This is a genomic window from Clostridium sp. TJA038, from assembly GCF_058310255.1.
Map to the genome: position 1 here is coordinate 964,603 of NZ_JBZEFA010000001.1, position 23,072 is coordinate 987,674.

Here is a 23,072-nt window from a genome sequence, read left to right on the forward strand (position 1 = left end):
TAAGGGTTATTTTATTTATTATTTTTCTTAAAGAAAATATTTAAGCATAAAAAAAGTAAGAAGCATAAAAAACAAGCTAAGGCAACTATAATATAGACAAATCTCATTCCAGATATGAAAATATCAGGTCTTTCTTTTATAGAACCTAAAACTCTAAAACCTGCTAAAGAACTCATCTTTCCATATAAAAGAGAAGTTGAGGCAGAAACTCCAAAAGCAAGACCTAAATTTCTTATTAAAGCATTAGTACCACCAGCTATACCTAATTTATCCTTTGGCACAGAGGACATTATAAGATTTGTATTAGGAGATTGAAAAATACCATTTGAAAAACCTAATAAGGAAAGCATTATAAAAAGACTTATTTCCTTAGAAGTTTCATTTAGAGAAGAAAGTAGTATCATTGAAACTCCTGTTAAAAATAGACCTATTAAAATAAGTATTTTGCTTCCTATTTTATCTGATAAGCTTCCACTAAGAGGAGCTATTATAAATAAAACTAAGGGATAAGCCATCATTATAAAGGATATTTTTCCAGGATTATAGGATAAAATATCATTTAAATAAAAAGGTTGTATAACATTTATTGTATTTATAGCCATAAAGGATATAAAGGCACATATTAAACTTACAGAAAATATAGGGTTTTTAAACAAGTTTAAATTAAGCATAGGATTTTTAACTTTATTTTCATAAATTAAAAATACAATAAGTATAATAAGGCCTAAGATAATTCCTAAAATAACATAAATATTATTAAAACCTAAGTGTTGACTTAAAAGTATAAAGGTAAAAATAAAAATTGTAGAGGTGAAAAATAATATTGCACCTACTTTATCCATAGATTCTTTACTTTTAGTCTTTCTAATAGGTAAGTATTTTTTAGCAAATATGTAACAAATAATTCCTATAGGAAGGTTAATTAAAAAAATATAATGCCATGTAAAGTATGTAACTATAATTCCTCCTAAAGCAGGACCTAAAATTGACCCTAAGGCAACAAAGGAACCAGATATACCTAAAGCTTTTCCTCTTTCCTTAGGAGGAAACACATCAGTTATAATTCCTTGATTTGTAGCCATTAGCATAGAGGCTCCTATTGCTTGAACAATTCTAGATAAAACTAAAAAGAAAAGTGAATTTGATATTCCGCAAAGAAAAGAACCTAAAACGAAGATTAAAATTCCTTTTATAAAAACAGAACTTTTAGATTTTATATCTCCTAATCTACCAAAAATTAAAATAGAAGCTGAAATCATTATTAAATAAGAACTTACAATCCATTCTGTTCCTGCCATAGTTGCCTTAAGTTCCTTTTGAAGTATAGGAAGAGCTACATTTACTATACTGCTATCTAAACAGGCCATAAAAGGTTGCATAACTAATACTGCTAAAATAAACCATCTATTTTTATGGATTATTTCTTCTGGATTTTTTAAGTTTTCACCATCTTTACTCAAATAATCATCTCCTTTATTTAAAATATTAATATTTTGTAAAGTAACTATACAATTATAAAACGGCAGAATTTTATTGTCAAAAACAAGACTTTAAAAAGCGTGTCTTTCTTATTATTTTTAAAATATGAAAAAAAAATTAAATAATTTAAAATTTATTTTTATTAAAAAAACAATTAAACTTAATAAAAAGTAAGGCTTTTAGAAAATTAATATAAGTTTTTTGTTATATATTCATAAGATAATTGATATTTTTTTATTCTTTAATATTTGAAAAAAGGAAAGAAGTAGTAAAAGTGATAAAATATTAAAAAGGACTTATTTAAACTTAAAAAATTACTTAAATAAAAATAAGAAGGGGTTAAAGGTATGAATTTATTTGTAATATTAAAGAAACATTTTATAGAAAAGAAACTCCTAACTCTCTCTGTAGTTTTATCTCTTTTCATGGCTAGTATATTGCAGTGGAGTTTTTTTAGGTATATAGTAGGGGTTTTAGTTGCTTGTATGATTGTTATAGATTACAAGGATAAATTAGAAGAGATTAAAGAGGGCAGGAATGTCTTTAAAAAAATATATTTATATAATTTCATATTTTTTTTAGAAAGTTTTATTATTGGGTATTTAATAAATGAATTATTTTTTATTTTTACAAAAGATAAAATTTTTAAGATAAGTACAAATGATTTTAAAAGTACTTTTATAACTACAGTATGTATAATACTTCTTTTAAATTTGATTTATAGAAAGTTTATTTTAAAAATAGATTTTAAGGATATAGAGGAATTAAGTATTGTTATTACTCTTTTTATAATGAATAGTAATGCTATAAATGGAACTATAGGAAGCTTATACATTATACAAAGAAAGGATGGCATACACTTAATTATAAGCTTAATTTTGATTTTAGGCATAATAATTTTTCTTTACCTACTTTTAAGAAGGTTCATAATAAATGATTCTAAGAAGAATACTCTTAAAAATTAAAAGTAATTTTTAAAATATATAAATATATAAGCTTTTTCTTGGAAAGAATAAGTTAAAAGAAAAAAATAGGAGGATTTAAAAATATGAAAAATATTTTTAATAAAAAAATAGAACCTTTAAAAGATAAAGAATGTGGAGGAGCTTGTAAGGGAAATTGTGAATTTAACTTAAAGCCTTTAGACTTTGCTTATGATGCTTTAGAACCTTACATAGATAAGGAAACTGTAGAAATTCATCATGATAGACATCAAAAAGCTTATGTTGATAATTTAAATAAAGCTTTAAATAATCATAAGGAACTTTACAAAAAGAGCTTAGAGGAGATATTAAGTGATTTAGACAATACTCCTAGTGATATAAGAGGAGCTTTAGTAAATCAAGGGGGAGGAGTTTATAATCATGAGTTTTATTGGAGTATATTAGGAAAGGATAAAAACATCCCTTCTCTAGAAATGAAAAAAATTATAGAAAGAGATTTTGCTTCCTTTGAAAAATTTAAAGAGGAATTTAAAAAGTGTGCTCTTTCTACTTTTGGTTCAGGATGGGCATGGTTAGTATGTAATAAAGAAGGAAAATTAGAAATTATATCTACGAAGGATCAAGCAACTCCAATTTCCTTAGGATTAAAGCCTATACTTACAATAGATGTTTGGGAACATGCTTACTATTTAAAATATCAAAATAAAAGAGCAGATTATATAGATAATTTCTTTAATATAATCAATTGGGAAAAATGTGAGGAATATTATAAAAATAGATAGAATTTTTATATAAATTATACTAATAGCAATAAATAACCTTTATTTTAAGCAAAAAAATATATCTATAGCTTAAAATAAAGGTTATTTTATTTAAAAGAGTAATATTTATAATAATTATGTAATATACATATTATATTAAGAATAATTACATAATAAAGAAGTTGTTTCAATAAATTGGTAAAATATATGAGAATAATTATCAAATATTCTAATAAAATAAAAAAATATTTAGATTTTTTAGAAAAAATTTTAGAAATATATTGTTACATGGCCATTGTTTTGTTAAAATAGACATTGAGGGTAATTAAATATCCCATAGGGACATAAAAAGTCCCAAGTTGTTAAGAGGAATAGATATAGTAAATTCTTACTATAAGTTATTTTTTAGGGAGGAGAAATGAATATGATGTATTCAAGCGAAGTTCAAGAAATGTGTGTAATTGCTAAAGGTCCAAACCACGGTCCAGCACCAATCCCTGTAGAAGGTAGATGGGTTCAATCAAGAGAAATAAAAGATGTTTCAGGTTTAACTCATGGAGTTGGCTGGTGTGCACCACAACAAGGAGCATGTAAATTAACTTTAAACGTTAAAGATGGTATCATAGAAGAAGCTTTAATAGAAACTATAGGATGTTCAGGTATGACTCATTCAGCTGCTATGGCTTCAGAAATATTACCAGGAAAAACTATATTAGAGGCTTTAAACACAGACTTAGTTTGTGATGCTATAAATACTGCAATGAGAGAATTATTCCTTCAAATAGTTTATGGTAGAAGCCAAACTGCTTTCTCAGAAGGTGGACTACCAATAGGAGCAGGTCTTGAGGACTTAGGAAAAGGATTAAGATCACAAGTAGGTACTATGTACGGAACTTTAGCTAAAGGACCAAGATACCTTGAAATGGCTGAAGGATATGTAACAAAAGTAGCTTTAGATGCTGATGATCAAATTATAGGATACAGATTCGTTCACTTAGGTAGAATGATGGAAATGGTAGCTAAAGGAATGAACGCTAACGAAGCTATGGAAAAAGCTACTGGCCAATACGGAAGATTTGACGAGGCTGTTAGAACTATAGATCCAAGACACGAATAATCTATATATTCATTATTGAAGGAGGATAATAAAATGGCATTATTTGAAAGTTATGAAAGAAGAATTAACCAAATACAACCTGTATTAGAAAAGTACGGAATGGAAACAATAGAAGATGCTAAAGTAGTTTGCGAAAATTTAGGAATAGATCCTTATACAATCGTTAAAGAAACTCAACCAATAGCATTCGAAAATGCTGGATGGGCTTACACTTTAGGTGCTGCTATAGCAATAAAGAAAGGATGTAAAACTGCTGCTGATGCTGCTGAAGCTATCGGAGAAGGATTACAAGCTTTCTGTATTCCAGGATCTGTTGCAGATGACAGAAAGGTTGGATTAGGACACGGAAACTTAGGAGCTATGCTTTTAAGAGATGAAACTAAATGTTTCGCATTCTTAGCAGGACACGAATCATTCGCAGCTGCTGAAGGTGCAATCAAAATAGCTGAAAAAGCTAACAAGGTTAGAAAAGAGCCTTTAAGAGTTATATTAAACGGTCTTGGAAAAGATGCTGCATTCATAATTTCAAGAATTAACGGATTTACATATGTTGAAACTAAATTTGACTATGTAACTGGTAAATTAAACATCGTTAAAGAAACTCCATACTCAAATGGTCCAAGAGCTAAGGTTAAATGCTACGGTTCAGACGACGTTAGAGAAGGTGTTGCTATAATGCATCATGAAGGTGTTGATGTATCTATAACTGGTAACTCAACTAACCCAACAAGATTCCAACATCCAGTTGCTGGAACATACAAAAAAGAATGTGTTGAACAAGGTAAGAAATACTTCTCAGTAGCATCAGGTGGTGGTACAGGAAGAACTCTTCACCCAGATAACATGGCTGCAGGTCCAGCTTCTTATGGTATGACTGATACTATGGGAAGAATGCACTCAGATGCACAATTTGCAGGTTCATCATCAGTTCCAGCTCACGTTGAAATGATGGGTCTTATCGGTATGGGTAACAACCCAATGGTAGGAGCTACTGTTGCTGTAGCTGTTGCTGTAGAAGAAGCAATGAACAAATAATAGAACTTAACTTTTAGTTGATTCTATTTTAAAAGAAATAAAAGTACACGCTATGTAGATTTATGTCTTATAGTGTGTGCTTTTTTATTATAAATTTAATTAATTACTAGTTTTTTAAAAATAAAAATTAAAAATTCATATATATATTTTAATTTAGTAAACAAAATAGATAGATTTTTAAAAAGATTTAGGTTATAATATTGGATTATTTTATTTTAGGAAGTATAATAATAGTAGAAATACTAATAAAAATAATTAGGGAAATTCATTACCTTCTTAAAGTTAAATTAAGTTAGAATGGGTTTTTTATTGTTTATTATAAGATTTCAAATTTTTTTATTAAGGGAGTGTAATATGAAGAGAAATAGATTAAGTTGTCTAATAGTTGGTGCTGCAATAGGTGCTAGTGCTTTAATTTGCACAACAACCACTAAAGTTGATGCAAAACCCCTTGACTCTTTACAAAATATAAAAGCCACAGAAGGAACTTCTTTTGGAGAAGTTGTTTCATTTGAAGATTTAGCTTTAAGAAATAGTCAAGGCTCGGAATATAATGTAATAACTTTAATACCAAGTGGTTCAAGGGTTAAAATATTAGATAAAACTTCAGAAAAGTTTTATAAGGTTTCTTATAAAGATTTTGTAGGTTATGTAGAAAGCAGTAATATTAAAGTTTTGGGAGATGGATTAAAAGAAGATAATATTGGTTTAATTTCTACAAAAGAGTTAAATGTTAGAACCAGTCCAAATGCAAATGGCAAGGTAATAGGAACATTACATAAAAATGATAGGATAAACGTATTAGATAAGTCTAATGATGGTTGGTATAAAATTGATTTTAATGGAAGAAGAGCCTATGTAAGCAGTAAGTATGTAAATTTACTTTCATATAATGATGAAGAAGAAATTAATGCTACTAAGAAGGACTTATTTGAGGGAAATGGCTTTGTTAATGTAAATACCTCTTTAAATGTGAGACAAGCCCCTACTAATAATAGTAGAATAATTGGAAGCTTAAAAGCAGGAGATAAGGTAGATATAATAAATAAAGAAAAGGATTTTTATAAAATAAAATTTAATAATTCCTATGGATATGTTTACGCAGACTATATTTCAAAAAGTGAAATAAATAAAAAGGTAAAAGAAGTTAAGGAGGAGTCAAATCCTAAGAAAGAAACTTCAAAGGAGTTAGAAAGCAACTCTTTAAATAAAATTGGAATAATAGAGGTTAGTAGTTCCTTAAATGTAAGAGAAAAGGCAACTGTAAATAGTAAGTCTATAGGAAGTTTAAATAAAGGAAGTAAGGTAACTATTATAGGAGAAGAAGGAGATTTCTATAAGATAGAATTTAAAGGTTCTAGTGCTTATATATCAAAGGAATATGTTAAAATAGAGGGTTCTTCAGCTAAGGCTAAAAATGCTAGTAATATAGAAGAAAAACAAAATAATATAGAGGAAGAATCAAATAAAGCAGAAGATACAAATAAAGTACAAGCAGTAGAAGCTTCAAAGAAAAATGGAGTAGTAAATGTTAATAGTTCCTTAAATGTAAGAGCGAAAGCTAGTACAAGTAGTGAAATAATAGGAAGTTTAGGTGGCGGAAATAGAGTAACTATTATAGGAGAAGAAGGAGAGTTTTATAAAATATATTTTAAAGATTCCTATGGATATGTATCAAAGGAATATGTAAAAATAAGTGAAGCTTCAGGAAATGAAGAACAAGAAAATAAACCAAGTAGTCCAGAGAATAATAATACAAATACTTCAAAGAAAAATGGAGTAGTAGAAGTTAGTAGTTCTTTAAATGTAAGAAAAGGAGCTAGTACAAGTAGTGAAATAATAGGAAGCTTAAGTGGTGGAAATAGAGTAACTATTATAGGAGAAGAAGGAGATTTCTATAAAATAGAATTTAAAGGTTCTAGTGCTTACGTATCAAAGGAATATGTAAGAATAGTAGAGGACACAGAGGGAGAAGAAAGACCAGAAAGTCCAGAAACTACTGTAGGAATAGGTGTGGTTACAGCTACAAAAGGATTAAATATAAGAAGTGAAGCAAATACTTCCTCTCAAATTATAGGAGTATTAGGTAATGGAGAAAGAATTGAAGTAATAGGAGAAAAAGGCGATTTCTATAAGGTTATTTATAGAGGAGAAGATGGATATGCTTATAAATCTTATATAGAAATAGTAAAGGAAGAAGGGGGATTAAACCCTAACTTAGATATACAAAATTCATCTAAAACAAATTATAATGTAACTTTAGATAAGTATGTTAGACTTCAACAAAAGAATAATCCTGTTAGCTATTCTTATTCAGACCTTGAAAAGTATATAAACCCAGCAAAATCTACTAACACTTTACAATTTTTAAGAGTAGATAAATTTAGAGATATAAATGTTTCTGCTTTAAGTAGTAGACTTAATAATAAAGGAGTATTAAGTGGTCAAGGAGAAGCTTTTGTAAATGCTGCTAAGGCCTTTAATATGGATCCTATATTCTTAGTTGCTCAATGTCTTCATGAGACTGGAAATGGTACAAGCAAATTAGCAAAGGGTGTAACAATTACAGAAATAGCAGATGAAAGTAGTCCTATATATAATGGAGCAGGACAATTAGTTGGATATAAAATGATTAAATTAAAAAATCCTGTTACTGTATATAATCTTTTTGGAATAGGAGCAAAGGATAATTCATCAGTATTTCCTAATAGAGCTTTAATTTTAGGAACTACTTATGCTTATAATAGAGGATGGACAAGTGTTGATAGTGCTATAAAAGGTGCTGCAGAGTTTCTTTCTCTAAACTATGTTCATAGTTCAAAGTATGAACAAAACACTTTGTATAAGATGAGATATAATCAAAATATAGATAATATATGGCATCAATATGCTACAACTCCTTGGTACGCTTCAAGTATTGCAGATATTATGTCCTCTTATAAGGATTTATATATAGATAATAATTTTACCTTTGATTTGCCTAGATTTTTAGGATAAGAAATTTATAAAAAGTCTAAATAGTTTTTACTATTTTAGGCTTTTTATTTTTTTATTTATTATAGGAAATAAGAATAATTAAATACTTTATAAAGTAATATATTAAGAAAATATTTTTAGGAGTAACCTTTTGGATATTTTAAATTGGAAATTTATCTTTGCTATAATAGTCTTTGCTTTAATAGGGGTTATATGCCTTTTTAAAAGGTCTAAAGCTGGAGTTACGGCAAGTTCTGTAGGAATACTATTTACCATAGTCTTATGGGGGCTATTTAAGGCTACAATAAAGCTTAAAAATTTTCTAGGTAATTTCGGTTTAGATTTTAAGGACCTTTTTAATTTTATAGTTTTAGGAATCATTATAATAATAAGCTTCTTTCTTATTTTTATCTTATTAAATGGATTTAAGAGAGGAAAAAAGAGTTATAAAAAAAGCAGGAGGGGTAAAAAAAGATAGGGAATAAATATTCCTTATCTTTTTTATTTTAAGCTTGTCTACTTTTTACCATTCGCCAGGATAAGCTACAATATGAACTGTAACTTGACGTCTACCCCAAGCTATACATTCTTCATGAGAGTTCATATAAAGGTCTATTATATTTCCCTTTATAACTCCACCAGTATCAGAAGCAATGGCATATCCATATCCTGGTATAAAAACTTTTGAACCTAAAGGTATTACATTAGGGTCAACTGCTATTGTACTTATGCCATTTGGATCTCTAACAGGTCTAAGCCCCATAGCAGTTAAAGTACCACCACTATAAGCTGTAGCTTCCATAGACATGGTCTTTTTATATTTTCCATCACTACTTTCACTACTGCTAGATTGATTTGAGCTAACATTATTTAAATTTCCTAAGCTAGAGGAAGTGCTTTTAGCTTTTTCAGCCTCTTTTTTCTTAGCTTCCTCTTCCTTTATAGATTGAATTTTTTTATTTGCAACCTCTAAAGATTTGTTAGCTACATCCTTTACAGAATCAATGTTAAGTTGTGGGATTAATTGGTTTAATGTGCTTACAGCACTTTCAAGTTCCGAAAGGGACGAAGAAGAATCTATAATAGATACAGAATGAGAAATTAATGACATTTCATTATCTTTAATAACTCCTAAAACAGCATCTTTTTGTTTATTTAATTCTTCTATTTTCTTTTGTTCTTCAGATTTTTTACTGTCTAAAGTTTTAAGAGAGGTTTCTGTTGAAGCCTTAAGTTCTTTAAGTTCTTTTTTATCACTCTCTAGTTTTTCTATATCATTATTTAGAGAATCTTTTTGCGTATCTAAACTATTTATAAGGTTTCTATCTAAGGCAGACACTCTTGCAAGAGCATCAACTCTAGTTAGTAAATCAGAAAAATCTTCTGATTTAAGTAAAAATACTATAGGGTTCATAGTATCTTGCCCCTTATACATAGCACGCATTCTTTTCCCTAAAAGTTCTTGCTTATCTTCTATTTCAGCTTTTAAAGTGTCTACTTTCTCTTCAGTCTCTTTTAAATTCTCCTCAGTACTTTTCATTTTAGCTTTATTTTCTTCTAATTTAGAATTAAGTTCTTCAATCTCATTATTAAGCTTTGATACTTCAGAGTTTAGGGAAATAACTTGGTTATCTAACTGTGAATATTTTACCTTATTCTCCTCTATTGTAGATTTTTTGTCATTTACTGTATCAGCAAAAACCACACTACTAGTTGATAAAGTAATTGACGCAGCGATTAACGCTGATAAAAGTCTTTTTTGCATAAACTACACTCCTTTAGTTAAATTTTCCACAACTTAAGTGTATTTCATAACGTTTTACTGAATTATAACACAAAAGGTAATTGTAACACAAATTTAACCTTTAAAGATTTAAAATATGGTAAGAAAAAGTTAACAATTACATTATACTACAAAGATAAAAAATAAGAAATTCACCTTATATTGAAATAATTAAAATTATATATTATAATTAAAAAAAATAATATTTTGTATTTTTAGGTTTGATTTGATTAAAAGGGAAAGTGGTTAAAATCCACTACAGCCCCCGCTACTGTAAGAGGATACGAGTTTCTATAAGCCACTGATTTTAAAAAATTGGGAAGGGTGAAATAAGGATAAGCCTCAAGTCAGGATACCTGCCTAAAATTTATAAACTAAGCTTCGGAGGGAAGAGATTAGTATTTATTGTTCATAATTTTGGAAAATAATTACTTTGATTCAAAAGCATCTGTTCTTTGTAGCACAGATGCTTTTTATTTTTAATGTTTTTAGAGGTGAAAAATGAAAAAAGCTATATTAGTAGTAAGTTTTGGAACAAGTCATATAGAGGCAATAAATAACTCTATAAAAAAAATTGAAGATTCTATAGAAGAGAGCTTTAAAGATTATGATGTTTTTAGAAGTTTTACTTCACATATGATAGTTAGAAAGTTAAAAGAAAAATATGATATGGAGGTATTATTTCCAGAAGATGCTCTTAAAAAGTTAGGAGAAGAAGGGTATGAAGAAGTTATAGTTCAGCCACTTCATATTATTCCTGGGGAAGAATTTGATTACATAAAACATATGGTAGATATTAATAGACCTATGTTTAAAAAAATAGAAATAGGAAGACCTATTTTTTATTATGAAGGCTTTGAAGGAGGTCCTGATGATTATTCTTGTTTTATAGACACTATGAAGAATTTAATTGAAGAAAATTCTCCTTGTGTTTTTGTAGGACATGGTAGTGCAAATCCATCTAATGCTGTTTATGGATGCTTACAATCTGTTTTAGAAGATAAGGATTATAATGATGTCTTTGTAGGAACAGTAGAGGGATATCCTAATTTTTCAAATGTTTTAAAAAGAGTTAAGAAAAACAATATTAATAAAATAACTATAATTCCTTTAATGGTTGTAGCAGGAGACCATGCTAAAAATGATATGGCTTCAGAGGAAGAGGATTCATGGAAAAGTAGGTTTGAAGCTTCAGGAGTTTCTGCTAAGGTAATCTTAAAGGGATTAGGAGAATATGATGAGTTTTGCAACTTATATATACAAAGGATAAATGATGTTATAAAGGAAACCTACAAAGGTCTTGGAGAAACTAAAAAGAAACACAAGAGAGGAAGAAAATAATAATGGATTATATGAAAAGTCCTATGGGAATTGAAGAAAAAAGTTTTGAAATTATAGGTTCAGAAATGAAAAATGAAAGGAACTTTTCAGAGGAAGAACTAAATATAGTAAAGAGAGTAATACATACTACGGCAGATTTTGAGTATGAAGATTTAATAGATATAAGCAAAGATGCTATCGAAGCTGGAATATCTGCTTTAAAAAACGGAGCTAAAATATATACAGACACAACTATGGCTTTATCTGGAATTAATAAAAGAGCTTTAAAGGCATTAAATTCATCAGTTCAATGTTATGTTGGATTAGAAGAAGTATTTAAAATGGCAAAGGAAAATAATATTACAAGGTCAATGGCAGGGGTTGAACTTGCAGCAAAGGAAAATGTAGATATATTTGTTTTTGGTAATGCACCAACTGCTTTATTTAAGCTTAGAGAACTTATAAAAGAAGGAAAAGCTAAGCCAAAACTTATAATTGCAGTACCAGTAGGTTTTGTAGGAGCAAGTGAAAGTAAGGAAGATTTAGAGAGTATTAATACTCCTTATATAAGAGTTAGAGGAAGAAAAGGTGGAAGTACTGTAGCAGCAGCTATAATGAATGCTTTACTTTATATGAATTACAAAAGAGAAATGTAAATTAAAGAAGGTATAACAAATGTTTGATATGTATGTAGAAAGTGGAGGCAAAAAACTAAGGTGTGGCTATACAACAGGTTCCTGTGCAGCAGCAGCTTCTAAGGCAGCAACCTATATGCTTTTTAATAAAAACAACATAAGCTCTATAGATATAACTACTCCTAAAAATATAAAACTTAATTTAGAGATACATAATATAAATTTTTGTAAAGATAAAGTTTCCTGTTCTGTTATAAAGGATGGAGGAGACGACATAGATGCAACTTCTGGACTTGAAATTTTTGCAAAGGCAGAAGAAATAGAAGAGGGTTTTATTCTTTGTGGAGGAGAAGGTGTTGGAGTTGTTACAAAAGAAGGTCTTTTTGTAAAAAAGGGAGAAAGTGCTATAAATCCTGTTCCAAGAGAAATGATAAAAAAAGAGGTCTTAAGTGTTCTGCCTAAGGGAAAGGGAGTTAAGATAACAATTTTTGTTCCAAGAGGGAGAGAGATTGCTAAGAAAACATTTAACCCTAGACTTGGAATAGTAGATGGCATATCAATTCTTGGTACAACAGGAATAGTTTATCCAATGTCAGAGGAAGCTTTAAAAGAATCTATACGTATTGAAATAAGACAAAAAGCTTTAAAAAATAATAAATTATTTTTTGTTTTTGGAAATATGGGAGAAAGATTTTTAAAAGAAAGAGGGCATAAAGAGGATAATATAGTTGTTATATCTAACTTTGTAGGCTTTTCTATAGAGTGTGCCTTAGCCATTGGAATAAAGGATATAACTATAGTTGGTCATATAGGAAAATTAAGTAAGATTGCCTTTGGTTGTTTTAATACCCATAGTAGAGTATCTGATGTAAGGTTAGAAGTTATAGCTTTAGAGCTTACCTTAATGGGATATGATTTATCTCTTGTAGAAAAAGTTTTAGAAGAAAAAACTAGTGAAGGTGTTGTAAGGCTTCTTGGAGATGATTTTAAAAATCTTTACGAAAGAATAGGAGAAAAAATATTAAAAAGATTAGATATATACGCTTATGGAGAAGCTAATTTTAATATTTTAATGTACTATGGGGCTAAGGATATGAAGCTTTTATATAAGTCTTAAAGCTTTAAAGGTACTTATTAATTAGGAAAGGTTGAAGGATGCTTTGGTTAAAATACTCGGTTTAGGACCAGGACATGAAGATTATATAATTCCTAAGGTTTTTAAAGAAATTGAAAATAGTGATTATATAATTGGATTTGAAAGAGCAATTTCTAGCTTAAAGTTTTTAAGTTTTATAGAAAAAAATAAATTAAAAAAAGTAAAAAGCCTAAAAGGGATTATAGATTTTTTAAATAATAATAAGGGAGAAAAAATATCTATAGTGGCATCAGGGGATCCAACCTTTTATGGCATTACAAACTATATATGTGAAAATTATAAGGGAGAAGTTTCTGTTTTACCTGGAATAAGTTCTTTTCAGTATTTAACATGTAAACTTAAAAAGCCATGGAATAATGCTTTTGTAGGAAGTATGCATGGAAGGGAAGAGAATTTTATAAAAATTGTTAGGGAAAACAAATTATCTATTTGGTTAACAGATAAAAAAAACACTCCAATTACCTTAAGTAAAAAGCTAATAGAAAATTCTATTGATGCTACTTTATATGTAGGAGAAAATTTGTCTTATAAAGAGGAGAGAATAACCTTTGGTAAGGCAGAAGATATATTAAATAAAGAGTATGGGGATTTATCTGTAATAATAATAGAAAGATAGGTTTTCCTTTGGAGGAAAATTAAATGAAATTTTTAAAAGACTCAGATTTTATACGAGGAAAGTGTCCTATGACAAAGGAAGAAGTTAGAATACTTACTATTAGCAAACTAGAGTTAAGTGAAGATTCTACCTTTTTAGATATTGGAAGCGGAACAGGAAGCATTACTGTGCAAGGCTCAAAGCTTTTAAAAAAAGGAGTAGTTTTTTCTATAGAAAGAGATGAAGAAGCTATAAGAGTAACTAAGGAGAATATAAAAAAATTCTCTTGTAAAAATGTAACTCTTTTAGAAGGCGATGCTATAGAAAAAATGGAATTTATCTTAAAGGAGATAAATTTAGGGAAAATTTCGAAGTTTGATTCAATATTTATAGGAGGTTCTGGTGGGGGACTTGAAAAAATTATAAATATATCAGATAAAATTCTAAAGATAAAGGGAGTTTTAGTATTAAACTTTATAACTTTAAACAATTTATATAAAGCAATAGAATTTTTAAAGGAGTTAGGTTATAAAACTGAAATTTCTTTAGTTAACATAAGCAAAAATAAAGAAAATACATATATGATGATTAGCAATAATCCAATTTTTATTGTTAAAGCATTTAAGGAGGAAAATTAAGTGGCAATATTATACGGAATAGGTGTAGGTCCAGGAGATAGTGAGTTATTAACTGTAAAGGCAGTAAAGGCTATAGAAGACAGTAGTGTTATAGTTGCACCAAGTGCAGAGGAAAATGGAGAAAGTATAGCCTTATTAGCGGCTAATGAGTATATAAAAGAAGGAACAGAAACTTTTATTAAGCATTTTCCTATGGGAAAAAAAGATAGAGAGTTAAAAGTTAAGGAAGCTTATGAGCTTATTTTAGAAAAATTAAAAGAGGGTAAGAATGTAAGTTTTTTAACTATAGGAGACCCTTATGTTTATAGTACATATATTCATTTATTAAATTATGTAGAAGAACATGGTTTTTCTGTTAAAACTATTCCGGGAATAACTTCTTTCTGTGCAGCAGCTAGCATAGTTGACAGAACTTTAGTTGTTGGTAATGAGCCCTTACTTGTACTTCCAGCAGGAAGAGTTAAAGATATAAAAGATGAAAAATTTGTTGTTGTTATGAAGGTTTACAAAAAGGAAGAAGAGGTTTTAAATGTCTTAGAAGATAAGGGATTTAATTATGTGTTAGTTAGTAGAGCAGGAAGAGAAGGAGAAAAGATTTTAAAAACTAGAGAAGAAATATTACGTCATAGAGATTATATGTCTTTAATATTAGCTAGTAAGTAGACTATTTAAAAATCGTAATTATTTAGGAGGCAAAGGATAAAATGTTATATTTCATAGGTGCAGGTCCAGGAGCTGTGGACTTAATAACAGTTAGAGGAAGAGAATTATTAGAAAGAGCAGACCTTGTAATATATGCAGGGTCATTAGTTAGTGAAAAACATCTAGAATTTTGCAAAAAAGATTGTAAAATATATAATTCAGCTTCAATGACTTTAGAGGAGGTCTTATCTGTTATAAAAGAAAATGATGGTGAAGGTAAAATCATAGTAAGACTTCATACAGGAGACCCATCAATTTACGGTGCTATTAAAGAGCAAATGGATGAATTAGATAAATTTAATATAAGTTATGAAGTTGTACCAGGTGTAAGTTCCTTTACAGCAGCAGCTTCAGCAATAAAAAAAGAATTTACATTACCTTCTGTAACTCAAACTGTTATCTTAACTAGAGTAGAAGGAAGAACACCAGTTCCAGAAACAGAAGATTTAGAGAAGTTAGCTAAAATAGGAGCTTCCATGGCTTTATTTTTATCAATATCAATGATTGATAAGGTTGTTGAGAAATTAAAAAATGGATATGGAAGAGAAGATGTTCCTATAGCTGTAATTTCTAGAGCTACATGGGATGACCAAGAGGTAATAGTAGGGAACTTAAAAAATATATCTGAAAAAGTTAAGGAAGCTGGAATAAATAAATGTGCTCAAATATTAGTTGGGGATTTTATTGATTGTGATTATGAGAAAAGTCTTCTTTATGATAAGCATTTTACTCATATGTTTAGAAAAGGAATAGAATAAAATGATTGGAATAATAAGTGTTACTTATAGAGGCGATTTTATAGGAGATAAACTTAAAGACTTTTTAAAAAAAAACAGTATTAACTTTAAAAGTGCCTATAAAAGTAAACTTAAAGATTTTTCCTTAAAAGCTATAACTGAAGATTTTTTTAAAGAATGTACAAATATTATCTTTATAAGCTCAACAGGCATTGCAGTTAGAGCTATAAGTCCTTTTATAGTAAAAAAGGATAAGGACCCAGGGGTTGTTGTTATTGATGTAAATAATAACTTTACCATAAGCTTAATAGGAGGGCATATTGGAGGAGCTAATGAATTAACATTAAAATTAAGCAAACTTTTAAATAATACTCCAGTTATAACAACGGCTACAGATAATCAAAATAAAATTGCACCAGATATGGTTGCTAAAAGTAACAATCTTATTATAGATGATTTAAAAAAAGCAAAGGATATGGCCTCTAGACTTGTAAATGATAAAAAGGTCTATTTTTTAGATGAAGATGGACTTATAGAAACTCCTTTAGGCTATGAAAAAAGTGAAATTTTAAGAGATAACACCTTAGTTGTAAGCAATAAAGATTCTTTTTTAGGAGAGAAAACTTTAAAAGGAGTTTTAAAGTTAGTTAGAAGAAATATACTTTTAGGTATAGGCTGTAGAAAAAACACCCCTTCTAATAATTTAATATCTTTTATAGAAGAAGAACTTAAGAATTTAAATATAGACAAAAGAGCGATATTAAAGATAGGTTCTATAGATATAAAAAAAGATGAAAAGGCTATTTTAGATTTAAGCTCATATTTAAATTGTTCCTTTGAAACTTTTTCTAAAGAGCAAATTAAAGTTTTTCAAAATGAATTTGAGGGTAGTGATTTTGTTGAAAAATCTATTGGGGTAAGAGCAGTATCAGAGCCTGTAATTCTTTTGATGAATGGAAAAATAACAATAAATAAGCTAAAGAAAAATGGAATGACCTTAAGCATTGGAATACTTAAGGAGTAAAGGTTAAACCTAATAAACATAAGAAGGAGATATATAGATGGGAAAATTATATGTAATTGGAATTGGCCCTGGTGGATTAGATGAAATGACTTTAAGAGCTGTTAAGGCTATTGAAGAAAGTGAAGTAATAGTTGGATACACTAAGTATATAGAGATGATAAAAGATTTAATAAAGGATAAAAAAGTTTTTAAAACTGGTATGCGTGGAGAGGAAGAAAGATGCAGGGAAGCTTTAATCCTTAGCAGAGAACAAAAGGTTGCTTTAATAAGTACTGGAGATTCAGGGATTTATGGAATGGCAGGACTTATATTAGAAATGAGAAAAGATGAAGAGGTTGAAATAATACCAGGTATTACAGCTTCTAGTGCAGCAGGTTCAGTATTAGGGGCTCCTTTAATGCATGATAATTGTAATATAAGTTTAAGTGATTTAATGACACCTTATGACGAGATTAAAAAAAGAGTTCGCTTAGCTGCAGAAGGAGATTTTGTAATTTCTCTATACAATCCTAAAAGTAAAGGAAGACCATATTATTTAAAAGAGTGTGTTGAAATAGTAAAGAAATTTAGAAAAGAGAATACTCCTATAGCTGTTGTAAAGAATGCTTTAAGAGAAGGAGAAAGTAAGGAAATATTTACTCTAAAAAACTTTAATGATGAAGTTGTAGATATGTTTTCTATAGTTATTATAGGTAATTCAAAAAGTTATGTAAAAGATGGATATTTCATAACTCCAAGAGGTTATAAAATAAAAAAATAAACTAATGAGGATTAAAATATGATTGCACTTATATTAGGCACTTCTGAAGGAAGAGAGTTTTTAAAAGCTTTAAAGGGCTTTGAAGATAATATAGTTATATCTACAGCTACAGAGTATGGAAGTAATCTTTTAAAGGACTTTAATGTTAAGTTTAAAAATCATAAACCTTTAAATGAAGTTGAACTTTTAAATTTTGCTAAGAAATTTAATTTAAAAGCAATAGTAGATGTATCTCATCCTTATGCTAAAAATGTTAGTAAAAATACAATGAAAATTTGTGAAAGTTTAGATATAGAATATATAAGATACGAGAGAAGTGGCGTATTAGAAGAATTAAAGGATGAAAATATTATAAGAATTACTTCTTTAGAAAAGCTTAAGCATATAGATTCTATAATTGATGGTCCTATTTTAAATACTACAGGCAGTAATGGCGTAGAGGAAATAGTAAAGCTTTCTCTTAAAAATAGAATTATTCATAGAGTATTACCTTCTAAGAAGGTAATGAACGATTTAATAGCTTTAGGTATTAATATAGAGGATATAATTGCTATAAAAGGTCCTATTGGATATGAGCTTAATAAAGCCTTTATAAAGGAATATAAAGCAAAGGCTCTTTTAACTAAAGATAGTGGATTAAGAGGAGGAGCTTTAGAAAAAGCAAAGGCTTCACTAGATTCTAATATTAAATTAATAATATTAGAAAAACCTACTATAGATTATGGAAGAACCTTTTCTAATATAGAAGAATGTATAGAATTTATTAAGGGATTCTTTTAAATAAAAACCTCTTTAAGTTTTCTTAAAGAGGTTTTTTGTTATTTTTTAAAATAATTAAAAAATAAATTAAAGTAAGTTATTAAAAAAGTGTAAAAAACTAAAACTATAGGTTGAAAAATAATTAAAATTTAAATATAATCTAATAAAATAAAAAATTCTTTAAGATAGTCCAAGAGAGGCTACAAGAATTAATAATTTATATCATAAATAAAGTCTATTTATTAAAATTAACTTCTTGTTTTCTTAAGGTTTATCTTTTTTAACAAGAAGTTTTTTATTTTACCTTTTTAATTAAGTCCTGTGAGGCTAAAAAAGGGAGAAGCAAATTTGTTTTCTCCTTAAAAACAATAAGGAGGCATAAGTTTTTATGGCACAACAAGTAATAAATGAAGAAAAAGAAAATATTAAAAAAGTAGGACTTTTGGCATATTTAAAAAATGCTCTTTTAGGATTTCAACATTTAGTTGCTATGTTTGGAGCAACTGTTTTAGTACCTATAGTAACTGGATTAGATCCTTCAGTAGCTTTATTTACAGCAGGAGTAGGTACGCTTATATTTCATTTATGTACAAAGGGTAAGGTACCTGTCTTTTTAGGTTCTTCCTTTGCTTTTATACCTGTAATTCAGGCTGTTGCAGCTAAATATGGAGATTTAAGATATGCTCAAGGAGGTATTTTCTTTGCAGGTTTAACTTACATACTAATAGCTCTTTTAGTAAAAAGAATAGGTATGGATAAGATAAAAAGCATACTACCTGCAAGAGTAGTTGGACCTATGATAATGGTTATAGGATTAAATCTTATACCAAATGCTTTAAGTATGGCAGGAGTAACTTCTTTAATATCAGGAGAGAGTGGTGCCTTTTCTACAGTTTTAGTTGCCCTTGTAACTTTAGCTTTAGCTTTAAGTATAAGCAAACTTGGAAAAGGATTCTTTTCACAATTAGCAATAATAATCGCAGTTTTTGTAGGATATACCTTAAGTTTAATTTTAGGACAAGTAGATACTACTTTAATTCATGAAAGTACTATGATAGCTGTTCCACACTTTACACTACCAAAATTTGATTTTGGTGCAGTAATGATAACTTTACCTGTTATTTTAGCAGTATCTATGGAACATATAGGAGATATTACTACTAATGGTCAAGTTGTAGGTAAAAACTTTATAGAAGACCCAGGATTAAATAGAACCTTTTTAGGAGATGGACTAGCTACTGTAGTGGCTTCTCTTTTAGGAGGACCTGCTAATACAACTTATGGGGAAAATACAGGAGTATTAGCTATAACAAAAAATTATAATCCTGCAATTTTAAGAATAACAGCACTTTTTGCAATAGTACTAAGCTTTATTGCAAAGTTTGGAGCTTTCATAAGAACAATTCCACAATCAGTAATGGGAGGAATAAGTTTAATGCTTTTCTCTATGATAGCTTTAGTTGGAGTTAAGACAATTAAAAATGAAAAAGTTAAGCTAAATAAAACTAATGTAATTTTAATGGCTATTATAATCTTTATAGGGTTATCTGGAATATTCTTAGAAAATCCAATAGGAATTAAAATAACTGATTCAGTAAGTATATCAGGCTTAAGTTTAGCAGCCTTAGTTGGTATTATATTAAATTTAATTATAAGTTTTTTTGAAAAGAAAAAATTAGTAAATAGATAAAAAGCAAAGATTTATTCTTTGCTTTTTTTATTTATTTTGAATATTTTTAATAAATTATTTATTTTATTAATTATTTTCCTAAATAAATTTAATAAAAATGAATTAGAAAACTTTGTAGAAATGTGGTAAAATGTATAATAATATATATTAAAATTTTGTTAACTTGAAGTTGATGAGAGGAAGTGTCAAAAATGAATTTAATAAGTAGCAAAATTGACGAAATGAAAGATGATTTAATTGAGTCAGTACAAGATATTATTAGAATCAAAAGTGTTGAAGGAGAACCAAAGGAAGGAATGCCTTTTGGAGAGGGTGTATCTAAAGCTTTACAATGCGCATTAGACATATCTGAAAAATTAGGATTTAAAGTAGTTAATTTAGATGGTAATGTTGGTTATGCAGAGTATGGTGAAGGAGAAGAATATGTAGCTGCTTTAGGACATTTAGATGTAGTTCCTGAAGGAGATGATTGGATATATCCACCTTATGGAGCAGAAATACATGATGGAAAAATATATGGAAGAGGAACAACTGATGACAAAGGACCTATAATGGCTTCTTTATATGGTTTAAAAGCTATAAAAGAATTAGGATTACCTTTATCTAAAAGGATAAGAATAATATTTGGTACTAATGAAGAAACAGGAAGTAAAGACATGGAATACTATGTTGAACATGAAAAAGCACCTGTAGCTGGTTTTACTCCTGATGCTGAATTTCCTATAATAAATGGAGAAAAGGGAATAACTATTTTTGACATTGTAAAAAACTTTGGAGATGAAAAAAATAATGGAGATGTTTTAGTTTGTAGCATAAAAGGAGGAATTGCATCTAATGTAGTTGCTAGTTTATGTGAAACAAAGTTAAAAGCAAAAGATCCAGTTAAAACTTGTGAAGAAATAACTAATATTGCAAAAGAAAATAATATAAAATTTGAAGTATCACATAATGGTGATGAAGTAGAGTTAAAAGTATTTGGGGTTTCAGCTCATGGTAGTACTCCAGAAAAGGGTATAAATGCTATAATGCAAAGTATTAAAATTTTAGCTAATTTAGATTTAGCACAAGAAGATATAAAATCTTTTGTTAAATTCTTAAATGATAATATAGGCGAAGATGTTTATGGAGAAAAGTTTGGAATAAACTTAATGGATGAAGCTTCAGGCAAAGTAAGCTTTAATGTTGGAGTTATAGATTTAAATGATAAAGTAGGAAGACTTACTTTAAACTTAAGATATCCTGTAACAAAAACTTTAGAAGATATGATGAATCCATTTAATGAAAGAATAAAAGGTACAGGCATAGTAATTGAAAACTTTGAGCATCAAAAACCTTTATACTTCTCACCAGACCATCCTTTAATAAAGACTTTACAAAGAGTTTATAAGGAAGAAACAGGAGAAGAAGGAAAATTAATTTCAATAGGTGGAGGAACATATGCTAAAGAGATGCCTAATATAGTAGCTTTTGGGCCAATATTCCCAGGAGAAGCAGATGTTATTCATAAACCAAATGAATATATAAAAATAGATGATTTAGTTTTAATAAGTAAGATATATGCAAAGGCTTTATATGAATTAGCTAAATAAAAAAAGAAAATAAAAAAGGGGGGTTAATTACCTCCCTTTTTTATTCATGTTTATTTTGACAATCTTCACAAATTCCGTAAAAATACATTTTGTTTGAAAGTATTCTGTAGTTAGAAGTTTTTTGAGCTTCTTCATTTAGATGTGCATAATCTAAATTTTCAATATCATCAACTCTACCACAAGCTAAACATTGAACATGACAATGGTCATTAGAGTTACCATCGTATCTAAAATTACCTTCTCCTACGTTTATTTCTTGTATTAGTTCTACTTCTACAAGAGTTTTTAAGGCTTTATATACTGTAGCTAAAGACATTGTAGGATAGTCCTCTTGCAAAGCCTTATAAATTGTCTCAGCAGATGGATGTTCTTTTGTACCTTTTAAGTATTTATAAACAGCAATCCTTTGAGGAGTTAATTTTAATTTTTTCTCTTTAAAAATAGTAGTTATATTGTCCATTTCCACCATCCCTATCATATATAAGAATTAAATATATTATATAATAATAATTATTATATGTCAAAGATTATCTTTTAATACTGCCTAAAGCGAAATAATCTTTATATTGTTTAAAATATTTTAATAAAAAGGTTAAAAAACCTTGTAAAAATAACCTTTTTATGATAAAATCTATTTAAAATATTGTTAATTTATTAACAAAGTTTTTCCATGTTCATTTCATTTTCCTTTAAGAACAGTTTTTACTGTTCTTTTTTTATGTTTTTAGAAAATAATTAAATTTAAATTAAAGTTTTTTAAACGCTATTAACTATTTTACTTGTATAAAAAGAGAATTGCAAGTAAAGTGTTAAAAAATAATATTAATATGTTATAAATTTATAAGATTTTTTATAAATTTTTTTATTAATAATGGGGAAAAATTATAAATATAAAATAATTATAATAGTTTGAAAATTATGTATTTTATCCTTAAAATTTTTATAATTATTTAAATAATTACCATGCTTTACTTAATGTTAAAGTAGTGGTAAAATTTTCTATATAAATAAATTGCTTAGGAGGTTAATTATGTCAAAGTATAAAGTAGGCGACGAATTGATTATTGTTACTGATCCTAATAAAGAAACTCAAAAGTTAAAAGATTTAAGCTTCTTAAAGAAAGAAGGAGATTTTGCTTGTTTGTCATGGGGTATAAAAATTGTAGATATACTTTATGAAAAGCCCTATGTTACATTAACTTATAAAAATGTTATGGGAGAAATTAATAAGGTTTTTGCAGTTTGTAAAAATGTTCAAAATTTTGATCAAGAAAAGGTTTTAGAAAAAGCTTTGCTTAAGGCTTTTCAAAATGAGCTTACAACTATTACAGTTATCAAAAATTCAGGTTTAAAAACTATGTTATAAATATTT

General features: G+C 28.1%; 22 protein-coding genes and 1 riboswitch. Of the genes, 19 read left to right on the plus strand and 3 right to left on the minus strand.

What is annotated here, in order from left to right:
- Positions 1–11: 11 nt before the first annotated feature.
- Positions 12–1,460, minus strand: coding sequence for an MFS transporter (locus AC4FQV_RS04505; protein WP_491138516.1), 1,449 nt, complete (start codon positions 1,458–1,460; stop codon positions 12–14).
- A 366-nt stretch (positions 1,461–1,826) separates the two neighbouring features.
- Between AC4FQV_RS04505 and AC4FQV_RS04510 the strand changes: the two genes are divergently transcribed.
- The 6 genes from AC4FQV_RS04510 to AC4FQV_RS04535 all read left to right on the plus strand — a co-directional run bounded on the left by AC4FQV_RS04510 (position 1,827) and on the right by AC4FQV_RS04535 (position 8,790).
- Entirely contained in the window at positions 1,827–2,444 is a 618-nt protein-coding gene (locus AC4FQV_RS04510) for a hypothetical protein (protein ID WP_491164673.1), read from the plus strand.
- Between the two features lie 83 nt (positions 2,445–2,527).
- Positions 2,528–3,205 carry a superoxide dismutase gene (locus AC4FQV_RS04515; protein WP_491164675.1) on the plus strand — a complete coding sequence of 226 codons (678 nt, stop codon included), beginning with the start codon at positions 2,528–2,530 and terminating at the stop codon, positions 3,203–3,205.
- A gap of 403 nt (positions 3,206–3,608) precedes the next feature.
- Positions 3,609–4,301: an iron-sulfur cluster assembly scaffold protein gene (locus AC4FQV_RS04520; protein ID WP_011592237.1), complete on the plus strand. Its 693-nt coding sequence runs from the start codon at positions 3,609–3,611 to the stop codon at positions 4,299–4,301.
- A gap of 33 nt (positions 4,302–4,334) precedes the next feature.
- Positions 4,335–5,336 (plus strand): GGGtGRT protein, encoded by a 1,002-nt coding sequence (locus AC4FQV_RS04525; RefSeq protein ID WP_491138512.1) that lies wholly within the window; start codon positions 4,335–4,337, stop codon positions 5,334–5,336.
- 354 nt (positions 5,337–5,690) lie between these two features.
- A complete protein-coding gene (locus AC4FQV_RS04530) occupies positions 5,691–8,333 on the plus strand; it encodes an SH3 domain-containing protein (protein ID WP_491164677.1) in 2,643 nt (880 codons plus the stop codon).
- 130 nt (positions 8,334–8,463) lie between these two features.
- Positions 8,464–8,790 carry a hypothetical protein gene (locus tag AC4FQV_RS04535; protein WP_491138508.1) on the plus strand — a complete coding sequence of 109 codons (327 nt, stop codon included), beginning with the start codon at positions 8,464–8,466 and terminating at the stop codon, positions 8,788–8,790.
- A gap of 45 nt (positions 8,791–8,835) precedes the next feature.
- On the opposite strand, the gene AC4FQV_RS04540 is transcribed toward AC4FQV_RS04535, so the two are convergent.
- Positions 8,836–10,077 (minus strand): 3D domain-containing protein, encoded by a 1,242-nt coding sequence (locus AC4FQV_RS04540; protein WP_491138507.1) that lies wholly within the window; start codon positions 10,075–10,077, stop codon positions 8,836–8,838.
- A 218-nt stretch (positions 10,078–10,295) separates the two neighbouring features.
- A riboswitch (cobalamin riboswitch) is annotated at positions 10,296–10,473 on the plus strand.
- Positions 10,474–10,596: 123 nt separating this feature from the next.
- Here AC4FQV_RS04540 and AC4FQV_RS04545 point away from each other — a divergent pair.
- The 12 genes from AC4FQV_RS04545 to pepV all read left to right on the plus strand — a co-directional run bounded on the left by AC4FQV_RS04545 (position 10,597) and on the right by pepV (position 21,700).
- On the plus strand, positions 10,597–11,436 hold the full coding sequence (locus AC4FQV_RS04545; protein ID WP_491138505.1) for a sirohydrochlorin cobaltochelatase: 840 nt from the start codon (positions 10,597–10,599) through the stop codon (positions 11,434–11,436).
- Positions 11,437–11,438: 2 nt separating this feature from the next.
- Positions 11,439–12,071, plus strand: a complete 633-nt coding sequence (locus tag AC4FQV_RS04550) for a precorrin-8X methylmutase (protein WP_491164679.1) — start codon at positions 11,439–11,441, stop codon at positions 12,069–12,071.
- Between the two features lie 19 nt (positions 12,072–12,090).
- Positions 12,091–13,167 (plus strand): cobalt-precorrin-5B (C(1))-methyltransferase CbiD, encoded by a 1,077-nt coding sequence (gene cbiD, locus AC4FQV_RS04555; protein ID WP_491138502.1) that lies wholly within the window; start codon positions 12,091–12,093, stop codon positions 13,165–13,167.
- A 43-nt stretch (positions 13,168–13,210) separates the two neighbouring features.
- Complete coding sequence (cbiE, locus tag AC4FQV_RS04560) at positions 13,211–13,822, plus strand: precorrin-6y C5,15-methyltransferase (decarboxylating) subunit CbiE (RefSeq protein WP_491164681.1); 612 nt, start codon at positions 13,211–13,213, stop codon at positions 13,820–13,822.
- A gap of 23 nt (positions 13,823–13,845) precedes the next feature.
- Entirely contained in the window at positions 13,846–14,439 is a 594-nt protein-coding gene (gene cbiT / locus AC4FQV_RS04565) for a precorrin-6Y C5,15-methyltransferase (decarboxylating) subunit CbiT (protein ID WP_491164683.1), read from the plus strand.
- On the plus strand, positions 14,440–15,102 hold the full coding sequence (locus AC4FQV_RS04570; RefSeq protein WP_491138497.1) for a cobalt-factor II C(20)-methyltransferase: 663 nt from the start codon (positions 14,440–14,442) through the stop codon (positions 15,100–15,102).
- Positions 15,103–15,143: 41 nt separating this feature from the next.
- Entirely contained in the window at positions 15,144–15,899 is a 756-nt protein-coding gene (cobM, locus tag AC4FQV_RS04575) for a precorrin-4 C(11)-methyltransferase (protein WP_491138496.1), read from the plus strand.
- 1 nt (position 15,900) lies between these two features.
- Positions 15,901–16,902 (plus strand): cobalt-precorrin 5A hydrolase, encoded by a 1,002-nt coding sequence (gene cbiG, locus AC4FQV_RS04580; protein WP_491164686.1) that lies wholly within the window; start codon positions 15,901–15,903, stop codon positions 16,900–16,902.
- Positions 16,903–16,939: 37 nt separating this feature from the next.
- The gene (cobJ, locus tag AC4FQV_RS04585; protein ID WP_491138494.1) at positions 16,940–17,662 is read left to right on the plus strand and encodes a precorrin-3B C(17)-methyltransferase; all 723 of its coding nucleotides are present in this window, start codon (positions 16,940–16,942) and stop codon (positions 17,660–17,662) included.
- A gap of 18 nt (positions 17,663–17,680) precedes the next feature.
- Positions 17,681–18,442, plus strand: a complete 762-nt coding sequence (locus tag AC4FQV_RS04590; protein WP_491138493.1) for a cobalt-precorrin-6A reductase — start codon at positions 17,681–17,683, stop codon at positions 18,440–18,442.
- A 367-nt stretch (positions 18,443–18,809) separates the two neighbouring features.
- Complete coding sequence (locus tag AC4FQV_RS04595; RefSeq protein WP_491164688.1) at positions 18,810–20,111, plus strand: uracil-xanthine permease family protein; 1,302 nt, start codon at positions 18,810–18,812, stop codon at positions 20,109–20,111.
- A gap of 191 nt (positions 20,112–20,302) precedes the next feature.
- Positions 20,303–21,700 carry a dipeptidase PepV gene (pepV, locus tag AC4FQV_RS04600; RefSeq protein ID WP_491138490.1) on the plus strand — a complete coding sequence of 466 codons (1,398 nt, stop codon included), beginning with the start codon at positions 20,303–20,305 and terminating at the stop codon, positions 21,698–21,700.
- A 40-nt stretch (positions 21,701–21,740) separates the two neighbouring features.
- Here the strand turns inward: pepV and perR are convergent, their stop codons facing one another.
- Positions 21,741–22,160, minus strand: coding sequence for a transcriptional regulator PerR (gene perR / locus AC4FQV_RS04605; protein ID WP_491138489.1), 420 nt, complete (start codon positions 22,158–22,160; stop codon positions 21,741–21,743).
- A 570-nt stretch (positions 22,161–22,730) separates the two neighbouring features.
- Between perR and AC4FQV_RS04610 the strand changes: the two genes are divergently transcribed.
- Positions 22,731–23,066 carry a hypothetical protein gene (locus tag AC4FQV_RS04610; protein ID WP_491138488.1) on the plus strand — a complete coding sequence of 112 codons (336 nt, stop codon included), beginning with the start codon at positions 22,731–22,733 and terminating at the stop codon, positions 23,064–23,066.
- Positions 23,067–23,072: the final 6 nt, after the last annotated feature.

Bases quoted from the DNA above. Each gene is read 5' to 3' on its own strand.
- AC4FQV_RS04520 (WP_011592237.1), top strand. From the start codon at position 3,609: ATGATGTATTCAAGCGAAGTTCAAGAAATGTGTGTAATTGCTAAAGGT.
- AC4FQV_RS04515 (WP_491164675.1), top strand. From the start codon at position 2,528: ATGAAAAATATTTTTAATAAAAAAATAGAACCTTTAAAAGATAAAGAA.
- cbiD (WP_491138502.1), top strand. From the start codon at position 12,091: ATGTTTGATATGTATGTAGAAAGTGGAGGCAAAAAACTAAGGTGTGGC.
- AC4FQV_RS04530 (WP_491164677.1), top strand. From the start codon at position 5,691: ATGAAGAGAAATAGATTAAGTTGTCTAATAGTTGGTGCTGCAATAGGT.
- AC4FQV_RS04595 (WP_491164688.1), top strand. From the start codon at position 18,810: ATGGCACAACAAGTAATAAATGAAGAAAAAGAAAATATTAAAAAAGTA.
- cbiG (WP_491164686.1), top strand. From the start codon at position 15,901: ATGATTGGAATAATAAGTGTTACTTATAGAGGCGATTTTATAGGAGAT.
- pepV (WP_491138490.1), top strand. From the start codon at position 20,303: ATGAATTTAATAAGTAGCAAAATTGACGAAATGAAAGATGATTTAATT.
- cbiT (WP_491164683.1), top strand. From the start codon at position 13,846: ATGAAATTTTTAAAAGACTCAGATTTTATACGAGGAAAGTGTCCTATG.
- AC4FQV_RS04550 (WP_491164679.1), top strand. From the start codon at position 11,439: ATGGATTATATGAAAAGTCCTATGGGAATTGAAGAAAAAAGTTTTGAA.
- AC4FQV_RS04540 (WP_491138507.1), bottom strand. From the start codon at position 10,077: ATGCAAAAAAGACTTTTATCAGCGTTAATCGCTGCGTCAATTACTTTA.
- AC4FQV_RS04590 (WP_491138493.1), top strand. From the start codon at position 17,681: ATGATTGCACTTATATTAGGCACTTCTGAAGGAAGAGAGTTTTTAAAA.
- AC4FQV_RS04525 (WP_491138512.1), top strand. From the start codon at position 4,335: ATGGCATTATTTGAAAGTTATGAAAGAAGAATTAACCAAATACAACCT.
- AC4FQV_RS04510 (WP_491164673.1), top strand. From the start codon at position 1,827: ATGAATTTATTTGTAATATTAAAGAAACATTTTATAGAAAAGAAACTC.
- AC4FQV_RS04610 (WP_491138488.1), top strand. From the start codon at position 22,731: ATGTCAAAGTATAAAGTAGGCGACGAATTGATTATTGTTACTGATCCT.
- cobM (WP_491138496.1), top strand. From the start codon at position 15,144: ATGTTATATTTCATAGGTGCAGGTCCAGGAGCTGTGGACTTAATAACA.
- AC4FQV_RS04545 (WP_491138505.1), top strand. From the start codon at position 10,597: ATGAAAAAAGCTATATTAGTAGTAAGTTTTGGAACAAGTCATATAGAG.
- cobJ (WP_491138494.1), top strand. From the start codon at position 16,940: ATGGGAAAATTATATGTAATTGGAATTGGCCCTGGTGGATTAGATGAA.
- perR (WP_491138489.1), bottom strand. From the start codon at position 22,160: ATGGACAATATAACTACTATTTTTAAAGAGAAAAAATTAAAATTAACT.